Source organism: Kitasatospora sp. LaBMicrA B282, assembly GCF_050325825.1.
Lineage (GTDB): Bacteria > Actinomycetota > Actinomycetes > Streptomycetales > Streptomycetaceae > Kitasatospora.
Genome location: NZ_JBNQTI010000038.1, coordinates 20,505 through 36,301, shown reverse-complemented (window position 1 = coordinate 36,301; position 15,797 = coordinate 20,505). Strand labels below are relative to the sequence as shown.

At 70.5% G+C, this 15,797-nt stretch carries 15 protein-coding genes and 3 pseudogenes; 7 read left to right on the top strand and 11 right to left on the bottom strand.

Features of this window, described 5'->3' with window-relative positions; all coding sequences use genetic code 11:
• Positions 1-55 precede the first annotated feature (55 nt).
• Positions 56-379 (bottom strand): hypothetical protein, encoded by a 324-nt coding sequence (locus tag ACQRUO_RS13595; protein WP_428316116.1) that lies wholly within the window; start codon positions 377-379, stop codon positions 56-58.
• Between the two features lie 417 nt (positions 380-796).
• Between ACQRUO_RS13595 and ACQRUO_RS13590 the strand changes: the two genes are divergently transcribed.
• Positions 797-1,357, top strand: a complete 561-nt coding sequence (locus tag ACQRUO_RS13590) for a DUF4328 domain-containing protein (RefSeq protein ID WP_428316115.1) — start codon at positions 797-799, stop codon at positions 1,355-1,357.
• A gap of 159 nt (positions 1,358-1,516) precedes the next feature.
• Positions 1,517-2,320 (top strand): hypothetical protein, encoded by an 804-nt coding sequence (locus ACQRUO_RS13585; RefSeq protein ID WP_428316114.1) that lies wholly within the window; start codon positions 1,517-1,519, stop codon positions 2,318-2,320.
• Positions 2,321-2,587: 267 nt separating this feature from the next.
• Here ACQRUO_RS13585 and ACQRUO_RS13580 read toward each other — a convergent pair whose 3' ends face one another.
• Complete coding sequence (locus ACQRUO_RS13580; protein WP_428316113.1) at positions 2,588-2,737, bottom strand: hypothetical protein; 150 nt, start codon at positions 2,735-2,737, stop codon at positions 2,588-2,590.
• Between the two features lie 1,900 nt (positions 2,738-4,637).
• Here ACQRUO_RS13580 and ACQRUO_RS13575 point away from each other — a divergent pair.
• Positions 4,638-5,588, top strand: coding sequence for a hypothetical protein (locus tag ACQRUO_RS13575; RefSeq protein ID WP_428316112.1), 951 nt, complete (start codon positions 4,638-4,640; stop codon positions 5,586-5,588).
• 68 nt (positions 5,589-5,656) lie between these two features.
• On the opposite strand, the gene ACQRUO_RS13570 is transcribed toward ACQRUO_RS13575, so the two are convergent.
• The 6 genes and pseudogenes from ACQRUO_RS13570 to ACQRUO_RS13545 form a co-directional block, all read right to left on the bottom strand.
• Positions 5,657-6,031, bottom strand: a complete 375-nt coding sequence (locus ACQRUO_RS13570; protein ID WP_428316111.1) for a hypothetical protein — start codon at positions 6,029-6,031, stop codon at positions 5,657-5,659.
• A gap of 692 nt (positions 6,032-6,723) precedes the next feature.
• Positions 6,724-7,086 (bottom strand): hypothetical protein, encoded by a 363-nt coding sequence (locus ACQRUO_RS13565; protein ID WP_428316110.1) that lies wholly within the window; start codon positions 7,084-7,086, stop codon positions 6,724-6,726.
• 371 nt (positions 7,087-7,457) lie between these two features.
• Positions 7,458-8,186, bottom strand: a complete 729-nt coding sequence (locus ACQRUO_RS13560; RefSeq protein WP_428316109.1) for an ISL3 family transposase — start codon at positions 8,184-8,186, stop codon at positions 7,458-7,460.
• A gap of 331 nt (positions 8,187-8,517) precedes the next feature.
• Positions 8,518-8,655: pseudogene (locus tag ACQRUO_RS13555) on the bottom strand (hypothetical protein); the annotation flags it as partial.
• Between the two features lie 377 nt (positions 8,656-9,032).
• A complete protein-coding gene (locus ACQRUO_RS13550; RefSeq protein WP_428316108.1) occupies positions 9,033-9,959 on the bottom strand; it encodes a hypothetical protein in 927 nt (308 codons plus the stop codon).
• A gap of 256 nt (positions 9,960-10,215) precedes the next feature.
• Positions 10,216-10,338 (bottom strand): annotated as a pseudogene (locus ACQRUO_RS13545) (IS5/IS1182 family transposase); the annotation flags it as partial.
• On the opposite strand from ACQRUO_RS13545, the pseudogene ACQRUO_RS13540 reads away from it, so the two are divergent.
• Positions 10,336-10,431, top strand: a pseudogene (locus tag ACQRUO_RS13540) (ATP-binding protein); the annotation flags it as partial. The pseudogenes ACQRUO_RS13545 and ACQRUO_RS13540 sit on opposite strands and share 3 nt — an antisense overlap.
• A gap of 159 nt (positions 10,432-10,590) precedes the next feature.
• On the opposite strand, the gene ACQRUO_RS13535 reads toward ACQRUO_RS13540, so the two are convergent.
• Positions 10,591-11,202 carry an SMI1/KNR4 family protein gene (locus tag ACQRUO_RS13535; protein WP_428316107.1) on the bottom strand — a complete coding sequence of 204 codons (612 nt, stop codon included), beginning with the start codon at positions 11,200-11,202 and terminating at the stop codon, positions 10,591-10,593.
• Between the two features lie 239 nt (positions 11,203-11,441).
• On the opposite strand from ACQRUO_RS13535, the gene ACQRUO_RS13530 reads away from it, so the two are divergent.
• A complete protein-coding gene (locus tag ACQRUO_RS13530; RefSeq protein WP_428316106.1) occupies positions 11,442-11,960 on the top strand; it encodes a hypothetical protein in 519 nt (172 codons plus the stop codon).
• 352 nt (positions 11,961-12,312) lie between these two features.
• Here the strand turns inward: ACQRUO_RS13530 and ACQRUO_RS13525 are convergent, their stop codons facing one another.
• Positions 12,313-12,693, bottom strand: coding sequence for a hypothetical protein (locus ACQRUO_RS13525; protein ID WP_428316105.1), 381 nt, complete (start codon positions 12,691-12,693; stop codon positions 12,313-12,315).
• A 275-nt stretch (positions 12,694-12,968) separates the two neighbouring features.
• Positions 12,969-13,808: a hypothetical protein gene (locus ACQRUO_RS13520; protein WP_428316104.1), complete on the bottom strand. Its 840-nt coding sequence runs from the start codon at positions 13,806-13,808 to the stop codon at positions 12,969-12,971.
• On the opposite strand from ACQRUO_RS13520, the gene ACQRUO_RS13515 reads away from it, so the two are divergent.
• Together ACQRUO_RS13515 and ACQRUO_RS13510 are read left to right on the top strand one after the other, a co-directional pair.
• Positions 13,808-14,335 (top strand): hypothetical protein, encoded by a 528-nt coding sequence (locus ACQRUO_RS13515; protein ID WP_428316103.1) that lies wholly within the window; start codon positions 13,808-13,810, stop codon positions 14,333-14,335. The genes ACQRUO_RS13520 and ACQRUO_RS13515 overlap by 1 nt on opposite strands.
• 211 nt (positions 14,336-14,546) lie before the next feature.
• Entirely contained in the window at positions 14,547-15,794 is a 1,248-nt protein-coding gene (locus ACQRUO_RS13510; RefSeq protein WP_428316102.1) for a hypothetical protein, read from the top strand.
• The last annotated feature ends 3 nt before the right edge of the window (positions 15,795-15,797 follow it).

Below are 15,797 nucleotides of genomic sequence, written 5' to 3'. Positions count from 1 at the left end.
GGCAGCGGTCCCCGCGTCGACCAGCTGCACTGCAGCACGCACCCGGGACGAACCGTCACAGGCCGCTTCCTCGGTGCATGGGTGGTCGGTCCAGGACTTCGACGTACACAATCCGGTCGTCCACGACGTCCAAGACCAGCGTCCCCTTCATGGGAAGGAGCGGCACGCACCGGTGGCCGGGGCCATACGGCTGCCCCTGCGGATGGTCTGCCGTCCGAATGCTCTGGCAAAAGGAGTCGCCGCAGCCGCATTCGCCCACCAGGGGAAGATCACGCAGGCTGGCAGCCAGGTCGTGCTCCCCCTCGACCTCCAGGAGGGCGTGGAGCTCGGTGACGAGGTCGGGGAACACATCGCGTACGAGTTGGGGGCCCTGATCCACGGCGTCACAGTACCTGCGGCAGCCAGCTCACCGGCAACAACTCAGACCAGCCGCGTTGACAAGGGGCATTGAGAGGTTTCTTCGGGCAGTTGTTCCCGCGCTGACCCCTTGCTGCGCGTCGGGTGGGACGCCGCTGGGGCGGGCATCGCGCCGGCGCCTGCCGACGTCCTCATTGGACCGCCGGTGCCAGGGCGGCCCGCATATCGCTAGCCCTCTCCTCGGAATTCCCTTATCGTGCACATGATCACCACGGCCCGCTCGTGCTGACGCCAGACGACCTGGGGGAGTCCTTTGAGCTGCACGGCCTGTAACGGCGACCCGTACATACAGGCGGTCGGCGGCTGCTCCGCCTGTGGTGCCGGTCCCGAGGCGCCGCCGGCCGGTGTTTCCTGGCCGTATACCGCGGGCCGCGCACCGTTGGCCGGCCGGATCAAGGATCCGCGCCTGCTGGCCAGGCTGACCCAAGGTCTCCTTACGGTGTCGGTCGTCCTTCCGCTGACCGCGGACGCCTCCGGCAGTGACACGGGGCCCCTCGGCCAGGCGGCCTTCCTGCTCTCGGCCCCGCTGCTCCTGACTACCGCTGTCTTCTTCATCAGCTGGTTCGCTCGGTGCCGTGACAACGCGCAGCTGTTGGCCCCGGGGAGCCAGCGCCACGCACGGGGCTGGGCGATCGGCGCCTGGTTCGTCCCGTTCGTCATGTGGGTCCTCCCGTACCGGATGGCGCGGGACATCTGGCGTGCCAACGGTCCCGCCCGAGGAGAATGGCTGCTCCACGCCTGGTGGGCCGCCTGGCTCGCCAAGACGGCAGGGGCCATCGTCGGGGTCGAGCTCGGCCTTGGGCTGGATGGCTTGAAGTGGTTCCGGTTGGTGGCCCACTCGGTGGCCGGTGTCCTGGCGATCCTGATGATCCAGCAGATCAGCGCAGACCAGTCCCGCTTCGCCACCGGCCGCACCGCAGCCGTCGTCACGGCTCCATGAGCATCGCCCCCACACTGTGCAATCGGCACAATCCGTCGACATTGCAGCAAGCGCCGCAGTCGCACGACGATGACATTCCTGATCGTCTCCGTCCTACCTCGTGGGTGCCGTCTGACGCCGCCCCAGGCTGCCATCCTCCCTCTGTCCCAAGGAGCGTTCGTGCCCGTCTTCAGCCCGATCCGGATCGCTGCGACCTGTGCTCTCGTGGTACTCGGTGTCACCGCCTGCGGTGCAGGAGGCGGCGGCGCGAAGCCGGCGGCCGCGCCCGTCCGGGCCTCTGCCTCCGCTGCATCGTCGGCCGGCGCCTCGGGTTCGACGGCCGGCACGGATCGGGCCTCGATGAGCGGTAACGAGATCCTTCAGCAGGCGTTCGACAACCTGAAGAGCCTCGGCTCGCTGACGGTCGACATGAACGGCGTACAGGACGGACAGCCGTTCCAGGGCCACATCTCGCTGGACACCAAGGGTGAGTGCCGAGGAGCGGTCGGCATGGGCGCCAAGGGCAGCGTCGACATCCTGCGCACCACGCAGACCCTGTATCTACGGCCCGATGCGACGATGGCGGCGAGTATCGCAGGCGGTTCGGCCGGTGCCCAGATCGTCAACGGCCGCTGGATGACCGGCTTTCCCGACGACTCCGACGAGGTCAAGGGCCTGACGGAGTTCTGCACCCTCGCGCAGTTCACCGCCCAGTTCACCGACGTCCAGAACAACGCCACCAACGGGGGAGCCGACACAGTCAACGGTCAGCCTGTCGTGGTCGTGAACTACACCGACACCGACGGCAGCCGCAACGAGGTGTGGGTCGCCTCCCAAGGCACCCCCTGGCTTCTGAAGGCCTCGACCCAACAAGACAACGGTGACGGCGCCACGATCGTATTCAGCGCCTTCAACGCCCCCGTCGACGCGACCCCTCCGGCCGCCAACGACATCTTCGACGCGTCGAAGTTGCCAGGGGTCTGACGTCGAGCCCCGTACGGGGCTGACGGCCAGTGCGTGATCAACGACACGCCGCGTGGACGGCCGCCTGGCGGCTACCGCCCACTCCGGGCGGCACGCCCTCGAGCAGCCACGTTGTCGACCGACCTGAACCACCCTCAGCGGCGCTGCCACCTCGGTCAACGCTTCCGCGACCAGCCGCTACGCGCTAACCCGTAGCCATCGTCCACGCCTCGAGCGCGGCAACATCACCTGAGCCTGGGCGGTGCCTGCGGCGCAGTGACCTCGATGTCAGGCAAGGGCGGCCAGGGCCTGTTCGGCGGCCCGGGTTCGGGGGTGGTCGGTGCCGAAGTGCGTGCGCCAGGCCGTTGCATTCGTCGTCAGCTCGGCGCGGGCCTGGGCCGGGTGGCCCTGGGCGGACTCGACGAGCTTGAAGACCATCGTGAGGGCCGCGGCCGGCCTGCCAGCGGGGATCGGTCCAACCAGAGGATGCAACCACGGTTGTATGACTTTTCAACCTGGGTTGAAATCGCCAGCACTCCGGGCCGCCCTGGCCGGCCTGGTGCAGCAGCAGCTTGCCAGGCTGCAGGCCGACCCGACCGTGGCCGCCGCAGTCAAGGCAACCGCGCCACAGCCGTCACCCACGCCCTGAGCGCCACAGGCATCACCCAGGCCTAACCCGCAGGGGCCGGTTCCCGCGTCGGGACCGGTTAGGGCAGGGTGGGCGGCTGTGGGGGCAGCGACTGCACCGTGAACGTGGACGTCGGGGTGGGTCGGGGCATCGGGATGCCGCTCTGGACCGGGTCGCACGGCGGGTACTTGTTCAGGGAGTGCGGGGGGCAGGGTGCCGGTTGACCGGGCGGTGTCTCCCAGGTGCAGTTGCTGCCGCAGGACCCGGGTGGGATGTCCCATGGCGGCGTGGTCGCGGGGCGGGGAGCCGGGCGGGCGGGAGGAGACTGCTGCGGGGTGTGCTGCTGTGCGGCAGGGCGCGGTGTGGGCCGTACCGAAGCGGCGGGTGGCTCGGCCGCGTCGGCCGCCGGCGACGCGGCCGACGCGGCTGGCGAGGCCGACGGAGCGGCGGTGGGCGAGGCGGCCGGTGCAGCGGAGGGCTCGGCGCTCACGGAGGGTGAGGCGGATGGCGGGGCCGATGGGCCGGGGGCCGCGGTCGAGGGCGAACCGCCAGTGGCGGCGGGAATCGCCCCGTGGCGGGCCGCCGTGGTGGAACTCCCACCCACCGCCAGCCAGCCGGCCACCGCGACCAGGGCCAGCGCCCCCGCGGCGACCACGGCCAGGGGCCCTGTGCGCCCGGCGAACCGCGCGGTCAGGGCAGCCCTGCCGCCTGTGCACGCGGCACCCCCGTCAACGCCGCCCGGCCGCCCCTGGCCCTGCTCCGGCTCCCGCTCGGACATCCGCCTACTCCCCTGATTGACCATGCTCAGCCGCGGATCCTAGCGATCGCCACCGTCACCCCCACCACCGCCCCAGCGGTGCTGCCGCCCCGGACCGGCGGCACGCCCGGCCGAAGGTGGGCCAGCGCCGCGACGAGCAGGAGCCCAGCACCCCGGCAACGACGACCCTCGAGGTAGCACAGGCGGTGAGGGTCGATCAGCCAGGCGCCGCGGCAGCTGGCAGCACTGCACACACAGCTGCGCCTCTACCTCCACACCCGGCTCTCGCCTGCGGCTGCGACGCGCAACGCATGCCGGTGCCGTCGGCGTCGCAGCCCCGGGGATCGAGGGCGACGCCGACAGAGCCGAGCGGGTGGTGGTCCTGGCATCGGGTGTCGAGGAGCCCGCTTCGGCTGGGGCGGCCTGACATCGGGCCCGCGGTGCCGGGCTGGCTGGCGAACAGCAGCCGGGGATGTCCTTCACGTTCGGCGAAGACGCGCAGCGCGGCCAGGAGGTCGGCGAACCGCTGGGCGTTGCTGCGCTTGGGGGCCTTCGCGGCCCTGGCGGCGACGGCGGCCCCGTCGGGGCCGGGCCCAGGCACGGCCCGGCCCGCAGCGCCACAAGAGCCAAGGGCCCGCCCCCCGGCGGTCGGCGCCGCCGGCCCCGCGCCTGGGTTGCCCGCTGCGCCCGGGGCCGCCGAAGGCCGAGCCCGTCGACCATGGTGTCGGCGGGGCGCAGACGCAGGCTCAGTCCCCGGTTCGCATCGCAACGTTCTGGCGAAGGTCGTTGTGGAGCCGGAGCCGGAGCCGGAGCCGGAGCCGGAGCCGGAGCCGGAGCCGGCCGCCGGTGAGAGGGTGCCACCCTGGCGAGGGACATACAGCGCGGTGGCCACTCGGTACGCTCCTCGCAGGGTCGCACGTGCGGCGGATCGTCAGGGACCGAGGGGGTGCTGCGTGGTGGCCACCACGTCGGTGAGTGAAGAGGGCCTGCGTGCGATGCTGGCCGATCGCAGCGGCCTGGAGGCCGACTCGCTGTGGTATCCCGTTCACGACGTACCGCGTGCCTACCAGGTGGTGTGGCCGTTGACGGCCGGGCAGGCCGAGGAGGTGCTGGCCGACCTGCTCGATGCCCTGCGCCGAGTGCTGCCGGCGCCCCGGCCGGATGCGCCCGGTCGAACCGGTCGGCGGTACGTGTACCTGTCGGAGATCACCGATTGCTACCAGCGGGGCGACACCCGCCGCCTCCTGGAGCGCATCTGCCGCGCCGGCATCACGCCTGCCGGCACCGCCTTCGGTGACGAGCTCTACGATCCACGCTCCGATCGGGGCTGGGGCACCCGACCCGCTGCGACCGCTGACCGCGGTGGGCAGCCGGACTGGGCCTGGTGGCAGGAGGTTCGTGCAGCCGGGCCGCGCCCGTACTACCGCCTGCCCGACCCGTGGGTCGGGCAGGGTGAGCCGCCGGTGGACCGCGCCCTTGAACTGCGCGAGAGCACCGGCAGCACCAAGGCGTACCGTGCAGCACTGCTGGCGGCGGTGCGCGAGGACCCACGGCAGATCGACTGCTGGGCCCACTTGGGCCACGACGCGTTCGAGCGCGCCGACCTCGACCCTTCGGCGCTGCGCGAGGCGTTGGGCTTCTATCAGACAGGCGTGGCAGTCGCCGAGTTGTCGCTGCCAGCGGACTTCACCGGCGTGCTCGCATGGTCGGAGCTGGACAACCGTCCCTTCCACCGGGCGCTGCACGGCCTGGGCCTGGCCTGGTGGCGCCTGGGCGAGAGCTTGAAGGCGGCCGCGGTCTTCGGCAACAGCCTGTGGACCAACCCCGACGACAACCAGGGCATCCGGGACCTGATCGGGCAGGTCAGGGTGGGCGTGCCGTGGGACCGGGCGCAGGGAGACTGACCGCAGTGGCCCGGCGATACCCGTGCTCGGGAGGGTGGTGGCTGACCGGCCCAGGGGCGGATCGGTTCCTATCGCGGGACGGTCATGGCGTCGCGGGCGGTGCGAGTCAGTTCGGCTGCCTGATCCATGGTGAGCGTGGACGGCATGCCGTCGGGGACCGGGGTGAAGCCCACGGTCCCGGTGGTGGCGTGGTCGGCCCAGGCACACAGCATCTGGAGCATTCCTGCTTGGTCCACCGTCCCGCAGCCGAGCTTGCCGTCGGTGTCGTGGGGGTCCCTCGCGGCCTCATTCGTGAACGGTTGTGCCCAGCTCGCGTGGTGGATGGTGTCGACGCCGTTGGTGGCGATGTTGGCCATGATGGCGGCCGGATCGGTGAATGCGCCCCAGGACCCGATGACCGACGGGTCGCCGTCGTCGTCCTTGCCGAGGTAGCGAACGCGCACGGTGCCGTCGATCCTGCCCGTCCCTGACGTAGCCGGCGTGGGGGTCGAGGTGGACGATGAGTCGATGGTGTACCCACCAGGCAGCGTCGCCGGGGGCACCAACCGCCATCCGCTCCCACTGCCGGCTCCGGAACCCAGGGGCGTCGCAGGTACGGCGGCCGGTTGCGTTGACGTCGTTGCGGCCGTGCTCCGCCCCTCGCCGCCGCCGCAGGCCGCCACGGAGACGACCAGCGCGGTCGACGCCGCACTCCAGATCACAACCCTCACAGCCCGCATGCTGCCCCCCGGTCGCTTTCTCGGTCACCACGAACGATCAGCAGACCCTATCCTGGCCTGCCATGCTGGAGCCGCGAAATTTCCCAGCGGTGCCAGGAGATTCGATGACGACGATGTCCACGGCCATTGGGACGTCCGGGTGAGCGGACAGTTCGTGGTCCTGGTAGGCGGACAGCTCATCTCCCTGCGCAGTGTGATTAATCGTCACTCGGAGGGACCGTTGGGGTTCGGTCCTGGTCCGCCTGTCGTAGGCGCATGTCAGGCTGCTGCCGGACCGGTTCGTGACGAGGTGGAGGGTGGCTGAGGTGTGGGAGACGGGTGAGGTCTGGCGGCTGTTGCAGCAAGATGAGCTGGTCGGGGAAATCGGGCTCTGGCGAAGATCTTGTGATGTGTCGGGGGCGACTTCGATCTTCGGCTCAGTCCTCGCCAACCTGGAGCAGAATCGCGAAGAGCTCACCGTTACTGCCAGCAACCACGCCATCGAACGTGCAGGCGGTCACGGGATCCCAGGAGTTGCCCTCCCGGTTGGTCCACCAGGTCGCGCCAGGCCCGAGACACTTCACGATGCGCGTCGCAGTGTGGTGCGCGATCTCACGGTTCATGAGCACATGGTTGGACCGTACGAGGTCGTCGGCGGCGAGCGCGGTCATCACTTCGATGGCCGCATCGGAACTGAGCGGTTCCAGGCGAGCCTCGATCTCCGAAACGCTCGGAGGAGCGACCTCGCTGGGGACGTATCGCTCCCAGAGTGGGCGGATTTCGGCGACGAGCTCGTGCACCTGGCCGGCGAGGCTAGCTAGCCCATGGCCACGGTCAGCCCCATCCGGCAATTGGCCGTATCTCACGGCTACAATGGGCCTGCTCGACAACGACTGCAGCAGGTCGCCGAGTTCAGACAGAATCTCTGCACGGTCTCTACGGTTCACCCCCGCATCCTGGCATCCCGGGGGTGAGGCCGAACACGGAGGCCATTTGTCCTGCGGGCACCCGGAGGTCACCGATACTGATCAGGCATGGGTCACCGCCCACCAGCGGGGACACGCCCTGGTCCATCGTGTCGATCCCCGCCATGGACTGACGGATGGCGACTATGCGGCTCTCGATTCATAGCTACAACGGCTGCCATGACATTCGGCCGGAGCAAGGGAAGTCAGGTCGCGAGGAGTACTCGCCGGCGGAGCAGGTCGAGATTGGCGCGGCCGTAGCCCTGGCGCTTCAGGAGCTTGATCCGTGTGACGTGGCCCTCGACCTGGCCTGAGCTCCAGTGGCTGGACAGACCGGCGACCACAGCGTCCTGGTCACGGCGTAGTCCGGTGACCAGGGGCTGCAGTGCGGGTAGATCGTCGGCGAGGACGCGGTTCATCCACTCAGGCAGCAGGTCGCCGCGTCGGTCGTGGAGCATGGCGGCGAAGTCGCGGACGTGCCCGGCCGCGGCATCGAGGTGCGGGCAGGCCGCCCGGATCTCCTTGAGTTCCTGGGCATCGCTGGCGCGGAGGCGGGCGGGGTCGGTCATGATCCAGCGGACCACCCGGCGGGGCCGCGGGGCGGGCCGGGGCGCCGCTGGGAAGCCGTGTTGCTTGGCTTCTCGAAGGTAGCGGCGAACGGTCTGGATGCCCCCAGGGAAGCCGAGTTCCCGCAGTTCGCGGTGGAGCATGGGGATGTCGTGGCAGCCTTCGTTGCAGCGTTGGTGCAGATGGGGCTTGTACTCGTCGACGTGGACGGCCTGTGGTGCTCCAGTGCTGGCGCCTTCGGCGTAGGCGCCAGCCCGGTCCCGGCAAATGATCTCGATCTCGGGGTGCCGGGCCAGCCAGGCGGCCAGGGGTTCGGCTTCCCGCCCTGGCAGCACGTCTACGGGGCGGCGGGCCTCCAGGTCCACCATGTGCGTACGAGTCGCCCTTGCGCAGAGCGAAGTCATCGACGCCCAGTACCCGAATCGGGGCTTCGGGCGGCTCGGGAATGGCGCGCAGTAGGTTCAGCAGAGTGTCCTTTGCGACGCGGATGCCCAGCAGTGCCGCCAGACGAGCGCCAGGTCGGCCGGCCAGGGCACAGGCGATGGACAGCAGGACTGACCGCAGCAGCGGCGTCTTGCGGGCGTGCGGTGTGGTCAGCCCGTCGATCTGCTCTGCGAACGTCACCGCGATGCAGTCGCCGTTCAGGCAGCGAAAGCGTTGCACGAGCAGCTCGACGACCACGGCCCTGCCTCCGACCGCTGCGTCCGCAAGACGCCGCACGTACCGCCCGTGCACACGCCCAGATGCCCTGGAACAGTGCGGACATATCGCCCTGGCCGCCCGCGCGTGGGCATGGAGGACGATCTGGGTCGCCGACTGTTGGACGAACTCGACCATCACGCCAGCCAAATGAGGAAGAAACGCCTCAAGGTTACGCGAATTGCACGCCTGACATCAGGTCGGTCGACTGCAGTACTGCGGCCCCGATCGCAAGATCTTCGCCAGAGCCGAATTACGTGACGTCGATCATGCAGATCATGGGGAATTGTTTGACCGCTGACAACGCGTTCTTCCGATCAGAGGAGGCCGGGTACCGGCCGTTGCGCGAACCGTCGGCCAGTGAAGACAACAGCGAGCGGTAAGGCGCCGTCAGCTAGGCTTGGCCGTCCTCGCCGGCGGCCAGGCACTGCCCGGCGATGACGGCAGCAGGGACCGGCAGGCGATGCCGACGAGGGAGTTGGGGGGATCCGTCCGGAAGCAGCAGCGGCGTCCGGTCAGGCAGATCGCTCGGCACCGTAGTAGCCGTGGCGCATCCGGAACCTCATGGGGTCGGTGCCGTCTGCCTGGATGTGCCCGATCAGCATCGACCGCAGCGGCTCGGGCAAGTCCTTGCCGTGCGCTCCGGTCCACTCGAAGGAACTGAAGAGTTGGGCCGCGCCGTCGAGCTGGCCCGGGCTCGGCAAGCCGGTGGCGAGCGAAGCGAGGATGAGGGCGGGGTCCTCGGCGAGTAGCAACTGCTGGACTGCTATGTCGTACCACTTCAGGCCGCCGGTGGACTCCCTGGCGGAAACCCCGGCCCATGCCAGGAGGGCACGGGTCCGCTCGATCCCGTCAGGACTGCCATCTTGGACGAGCTTGGCGAGCCGGGCCTTGGCATCGCGAAGCTGATCTGACCAGGCTTCCCGGTCCTGCCCCGGCGGGTTGGAGACGTCCATGGCCGCGTCGTGCAGCCCGGCGGGCGCGGCCTGGAGCCAACGGCGTCGGCGCCGGTCCTCCTCGGCCTCTTGCGCCGCCAGCTCCGCCTGAGCCTCCCGTGATCCGGTCAGGCCGTGCTCCGCCAGCCACTCGGTGAGTGCCGGACCGTCCTGAAGGTCGGCATCGCAGTCACCGATGCCTCGAAGACCGGATTGATGGTGCAGCGTCCAGCGGGCGATCAGTTCGCCCTGGACGTCGTGCACCATGATCGTCGGCCAGCCGTTGCACAGGCACCGGTCGCCGGTACCGCCGTCCACAATGGCCAGCACTTGGGCCAGGTCTGCAATCTCAGCACCGGTCACCACGATCCGCGCCACGCTAGCGGAGTCCGCCTCGTCAGGAGATCCCTCAGCGATCACAACACGCCCAGCACAGTCCAGTACATCGCGCAGGCGCGCCGTTGTCGGAGCGCCCTCATCCATGCCCATCGTTCCCTCGTCGATCACGCCCGAGAGGATATCGATGTCGGTCTGGTGACGGCCCGCGGTTTTCGATGGACCAGCTTCCATCCGCAGCCGAACCCCTGGCCGCGGCCGGGCCGGGGGAGGCGGACCTGGAGGACGCGGTGCCCGCCGGCCACCCGTGCCCGCACCACCGGCCCGGCGCCGCCCTCACCGGGCGCGCCGGCAGCCGTGCTGCCGCCGGTGCCGGTCACCAGGTCACGCCGAGCGCGGCCGGCTGCTCGCGCCGCCCGCCGTGCTTCTGTCGCAGCGTCAGGTTCGTACGGCAGTAGGCAGCGATCAGCGGGACGCGGTCCGCCGATGGCAGCCCCCGTGGCCGGCCGGGGCGCAGCATGTCAGGCCCCTCGCGGCGGAGCATCCCGACTTGGTCATCGTCGACGACATCGGGCTCCTGCCCGTCTCACCCGACGCCGCCGAGGGGTTCTACCGCTTGGTTGATGCCGCATACGAACGCCGCAGGCCAGGATCAGCGGAAGACTCACCCCGCCCCTACCCGGGCGTCAGTACTCGGCCGGTCGCCGCGCTCGACCGCTCCAGAGCACCGGCCACTCAGCCGGCGCGGCAGTGCGCCGTTCAGCACGTCGGTGTCCCTCGTCAGAGGACGTGCTCGCGTGCGTCACATGCCGCGCTCTGGTCCGTACCTCGGCGCGGGGCGGGCATCGGGTGAGGTGGGAAGCGGCTCCAGGAGCACCGGGCCGGGGTAGAAGGCGGAGCTGTTCGGGCCGACCATGTCCTCGCCGATCAGGTAGCGGTAGAGCCACTCGGCGAAGGTCATCCGGTACTCGTACCAGGAGCCGTCGTGCTCGACCGCGCAGATCCGGCGGCCCGTGCCGTCGGGCAGCGGCGCAAGGAAGATGTACTCGGCCCGATCGGTGCTGGTGAGCGGGATCAGGCCGCCGCTGGTCCCGAACGTCATCTTGCTCAGGCCAAGGACGGCGCGGGCGTTCTCCTGCGGCTCCAGCCAGTGCTCGCGTTCCCAGTCGAGCTCGGCCCAGACCCGGGAGGTCTCGCGAATCTCCTTGCCGAGGTTCCAGCGCTCGGTGGCGGGGTGCTTGAGGGTGAGGTGTCCGTTGATCTGGATCGGAGCGTAGGCGTCGACCACCCTCTTGTAGTCCTCAGGAAGCTCGGTGCCGAGTTCGGCCTCCAGCTCGGTCCACGCCGCGGGGCTGGCGAAGCGATCGCCACCGGGGCCGAGCATGGCGAAGTCCTCAGCGAGATAGTCGCGCACCAGCTCTCCATTCGGATTCGGGCGTCGGACGCCGCGTCATCGCCACCGCGAACGCCGTGGCCCGCCGAGGGTAACCAGAGGCAGCGACATGACGACCTGTGCGCATGCGCGGCGCGCACCTCGCCGGGTGGGCGCACCGTCTCGACGGCGCGGCGGCGGCCCCCTGGTCGCTGTTGCGCGGAGCATGGGGTGGATGCGGCCGGCTGGCGGTGGCCCAGTGGGCTTCGCAGACTGGGAACGTGCTGGAAGACGGATCCACCGCGGATGAGCAGCACCTCCTGGAGCGCCTGCGGGACCTGGCGGGGGAGGGGTTGGCGTGCTCGGCTGCGGTGGTGCTCGATCAGGGGCGCCTGTTCACCCCGGGGCCCTGGCCCGGGCTGGGGATGCCCAAGCGCAGCCCGTTCGGGTCCTGCCACCGCAACGCGCTGCGGGTGGCCAGGTCCACGGGCGGCGCCTACGTCGAGGGCTTCGCCCTGGCCAACGGCCGGGTGCTGCCGCACGCCTGGTGCCTCACCGCGGGACAGGTGCTGGATGCGACCTGGCCCGACGGCACTGCGCAGGCGCTGGTCGGCGTGGCGGTGACGGTCGCCTACGTCGAGGCGGTACAGCAGCGCACCTGCACCCGCACGGCCTTCCCCGGCATCCTGGACACCACGCTGCAGTGGAACAGGGACGCGGGGCGGATCTTCGAGTATGGCATCCCCGACTGGGCGCTCGCGGACACCCGGCACCACCCGAGCACACCGAAAGCGGGCTGACACCCCACCAGCTGCGCCGCGCCTCCCCGGGACCCTGACGCCCACCAGTCCCAGGACAGCGACGACGACCCACCCACCAACCGGTGGACTTCCGCCAACGACCAGCCGTTCTGCCGATCCGACTGCCACACTGCACCGTGAGGACCGCCGCCGGGCGGCGGACAGAAGGACGTGCGGGTGTTCGACTTCTGGGACAAGGCAACCGAGCTGCGCATGGTGCGCGCCCTGGATGCCTGCTGCGCCCTCGTCCAGGGTCCACGTCGTCCTGTCGCACTGCACGTGGCCGTGATCCCGCACTGGTCGCAGTGCTTGTGCTTGGCGTGGACGTAACCCCACTCGTGCGGGTGGGCATTCATGCGTTGTACTCGCGCTCGCGGCGGATCGGGTTGCGGAACTGGTCGAGCGGCGCCGCCTTACCCATGAACTGGGCATGGAGCGGGTGCTGCTCGCTCACCACCGTGCCCTCGTAGCAGTACCGTCCCTTCGGCACGTGATCGCCGTGGACGGCGGTGGGTATGGCGAGGGCCACCACGGTGCTCGGGGTGATCGGGTCGCTCGCGCTGGTGGCGTACACGATGAGGTCGGGCAACTCGGATGAGGTGTCCCAGTGGTGGCGGTTCACGGCGTGGACCAGGTCCGGCGACATGCCGAGGTACCAGCCGCACCCGATCTTGCCGCACGGGTCCACTGGGTGCTCGCGCCACGGGGTGACGGTGATCTGGAGAAGGTGCACGAGAGTCCTGTCGTGAGAGTAAGAGGCCCTGCGGCGGATCCGGCCAGGGGGCGGGGCTTGAGCGATGTTAGATCGTGCGTCAGTAGCAGCGCGTCGCTGTCTCACAGAGGGACGGCCGAGCTGCCCTCGGACTCGGCGTGGTGCCGCGCTCCGCCGCCACCGGACGTCGAGCACCTGGTGGCCCGCCTGTTGGACGGCGACGGCCTGGAGGTCGAGCTTTGCCGGACCGTGGCCTCGGGTTCCTGTGGGCCGACCCGACGGCCGCGGGGCGCCGGTCAGATGTCGGGGCTGTCGTGGGTGAGGCGGATGAGCGGTGCGTGGCCGGTGCGGTGTTCGCGCCTGACGCGGTGGTAGCTGCGGCTGTTGATGGCCCCAGTGGGCATCTCCAGCCGGAAGGCGGCCTCGATCGCGTCCACGCTCGCGGGGATCGTCCAGTGCTTGCCGGTCGGGCCGGGCACAGCCTGGGCCAGGGCGTCGGCGAGGGCCTGGGCGCGGGCGCCGGGCAGTAGGGGCGCGAGCGTGGCGACGCGCCGCAGGGCCTCCAGCTCGGATCTGGTGAGCTCGATCCCGGCCGGCACCGGCGGCGCGGCCGGTGGCTCGCCGGTCACCGCCGCCGTGTGCAGTTGGTGGTAGCGCAGGACCAGTAGTCCGGCGGGCAGGATTCGGGCCGCCCACCCGGGCCGGTGGCCGTGGTCGTCGCGCAGGTTCTGCAGGATCTGGTCGTCGGCGAGCTCGCACAGGCCCTCGGCGGCGAGTTCGCGCACCGTGGTGGCGCGCCGACGCCGGCCCTCGTCGGCGGGGCCTTCCGCGACCCAGGCGCCTGGCGTCTCGGCAAGGCTGGTGAGCAGGCCCCACTGGTGGGGCGCAGCGTGGTCATCGGGTGGCTCCGTTCTGCGTGCGGTGGTGCGGCGGTCGAGGACCAGCCGGTGCCAGCGGGTGCGGACCGTGTCCTCGGTGTCGAGCCAGCGTGTGGTGGTGGGGTGTTCGAGGGGCAGGTCGGCCATGAAGTGGGCGATATCGACGTAGAAGGCGTAGTCGCCAGAGCTGGTGAGTTGGCGCAGGGTCTCGATGGTGGCGGTCAGGGCGTCGGTGTTGCCGGCGACGGCGTGCTGCAATGCCGAGCACCACGGCCGCCGCTCCGGCCAACAGCGGCCCGATGGTCCCGGTCACCGCGCCGGCTCTGCTGGCCGCCGTGGTTCAGGCGCTGCCTGCCGGGCTGAGGGCCGATCACTTCGAGGTCGGCCCGGCCTCCGCCACCGATCCTTACCCCAGTGTCTTCGCCCAGGTGCACACGCCCGCGGGCACCGGCCAGATCGGGGTCAGCATGTACCCGAGCAACGGCCCGCTGACCTGCTCGGACGCCGGCACCTGCCACACCGACTCGGCCGGCGAACCGGTCCAGGTCCAGCACGAGGCGGGCAACTGCATCCAGAACACCGTGGTCACGGTGCAGCGCCACGAGGGCTTCACCCTTCAGGTCCAGATCTCCAGCTGCCTGTTCGCCGGCAACGTGCCGGCCGTCTCGGCACTGACTCAGGACCAGGCCGTCGCGCTGGCGGGCGACCCGGCGATCACGACCAGGATGCCCGCCTCCTTCGTGCGGGCCGCCGGTGCACGGTACCCGGACCTCCCCTTGGTCTAGGCTCCGCTGTTTCGTTTCCCGTACTGCGTGATTCTGCTTGTGCGTGTTGTGCGCGTTTTGCATGGTTTTGGTGATCACGGTTCGGCTACAGGTCAGCTCCCGGCTGTCGGTTCAATCCGTGGCCGAACTACGCTCGGGCTTCCGCGCGGCAGGGGACCGCGCGCGCCACGGCTGACCTCCCGTGGCCGGACCAGTACAAGGACTTCTGCACATGCGCATCCGCCTGACCGCCGTCGCCCGCCACCTCGCGGTGGTGGCGGCCATCACCGCACTCGCGGCCGGGGGCATCGTCACGACGGGTGCGGCATGGGCGGGCGGGCAGCCGGTGACGCTGCGCCTCGACGACGTCGTACTCAAGCCGGGCGAGGGACAGGGCTCGCTGGGGCCCATGGCCACCCAGGGGGACTTCGACGGCACGATGGTGTACGCGGTCAGCACCAGGCCCCTGACCGATCCGGCCGGTGCCGGCCTGGGCCTGCCGGCGGGCATGAAGGTGACGGTCGGTGCCGACGTTTTCGGGACTGCCGGCTGCTCGGTGGCGCCCGGCACCACCGCCATCTACCTGTGCACCGTCAGCCCGAACGCGGTGCCCGGCTCGCCGCAGATCTCGGCGGCCGCGGACGTGCCGGACGGCACCACCGCCTATTACGGTGCCGTGTTCGTGCCCAAGGGCGGCAGCATCGACGAGGCGCTCACCGAGGTCCGCACCATCGGCACGGCACCGGTCAGTGCGCCCCGTGCCTACCCCTCGTACAGGAACGCGGCGAGGGTGGTCGTCGAGTCCCCCGAGCACGTCGCCCGCAACACCGTGCGGCTCTCGATTGCGGATCTGAGCGCCAGCAACGCGGTCACCCAGCAGGTGCGGGTGCACGCCGTCGACCCCGGACAGGTGGAGCTGCTCTTCAAGAGCTCGGCCGGTCAGCCTGCCTGGAGCCCGGACCAGCAGATCGGGGTGCGGGTCACCAACGCCACCACCACGACACCGGGCGCAACCTGCGACGACGAACCGGCCGACCTCACCTCGCCCACCCCCCTTGTGTGGTGCGACCTGCCGGCCGGCGACAGCACCATCAGCTACACGCTGGTCGCGCAGCCGCAGGTGGTGAGCTGGAAGGTGGACGTCAACGCCCAGTACCGGGTGTACACCTCGGGCCAGGGCAACCCGGGGGCGACCGCGACCTTCTCCATCAACGGCACCGGCCCCGCACCGTCGACGGCGTCGACCGGCAGCTCGACGGTCGCCGCTCCGTCGGCCGAAGCCGCCCCGCCGAGCGCAACCACCCCGTCGGCCGAGGCCACTGCGTCAGGCGCCAACACCTCGTCGGCCCGGCCGGCCGCCACGGTTAACCGCGGGACCTCCCAGGCGCTGCTGCTGACCGTCGCCGGTGGGGTGCTGCTCGGCGGCACCGCGACCGCGCTGCTGGCCGTCCGGCGTCGCCGCACCCGCGGCAGCAGCTGACCG

Excerpts from the sequence above, each read along its gene's own strand:
- ACQRUO_RS13580 (WP_428316113.1), bottom strand. The coding sequence starts at position 2,737 with ATGGTCTTCAAGCTCGTCGAGTCCGCCCAGGGCCACCCGGCCCAGGCC.
- ACQRUO_RS13510 (WP_428316102.1), top strand. The coding sequence starts at position 14,547 with ATGCGCATCCGCCTGACCGCCGTCGCCCGCCACCTCGCGGTGGTGGCG.
- ACQRUO_RS13515 (WP_428316103.1), top strand. The coding sequence starts at position 13,808 with ATGCCGAGCACCACGGCCGCCGCTCCGGCCAACAGCGGCCCGATGGTC.
- ACQRUO_RS13560 (WP_428316109.1), bottom strand. The coding sequence starts at position 8,186 with ATGGTGGACCTGGAGGCCCGCCGCCCCGTAGACGTGCTGCCAGGGCGG.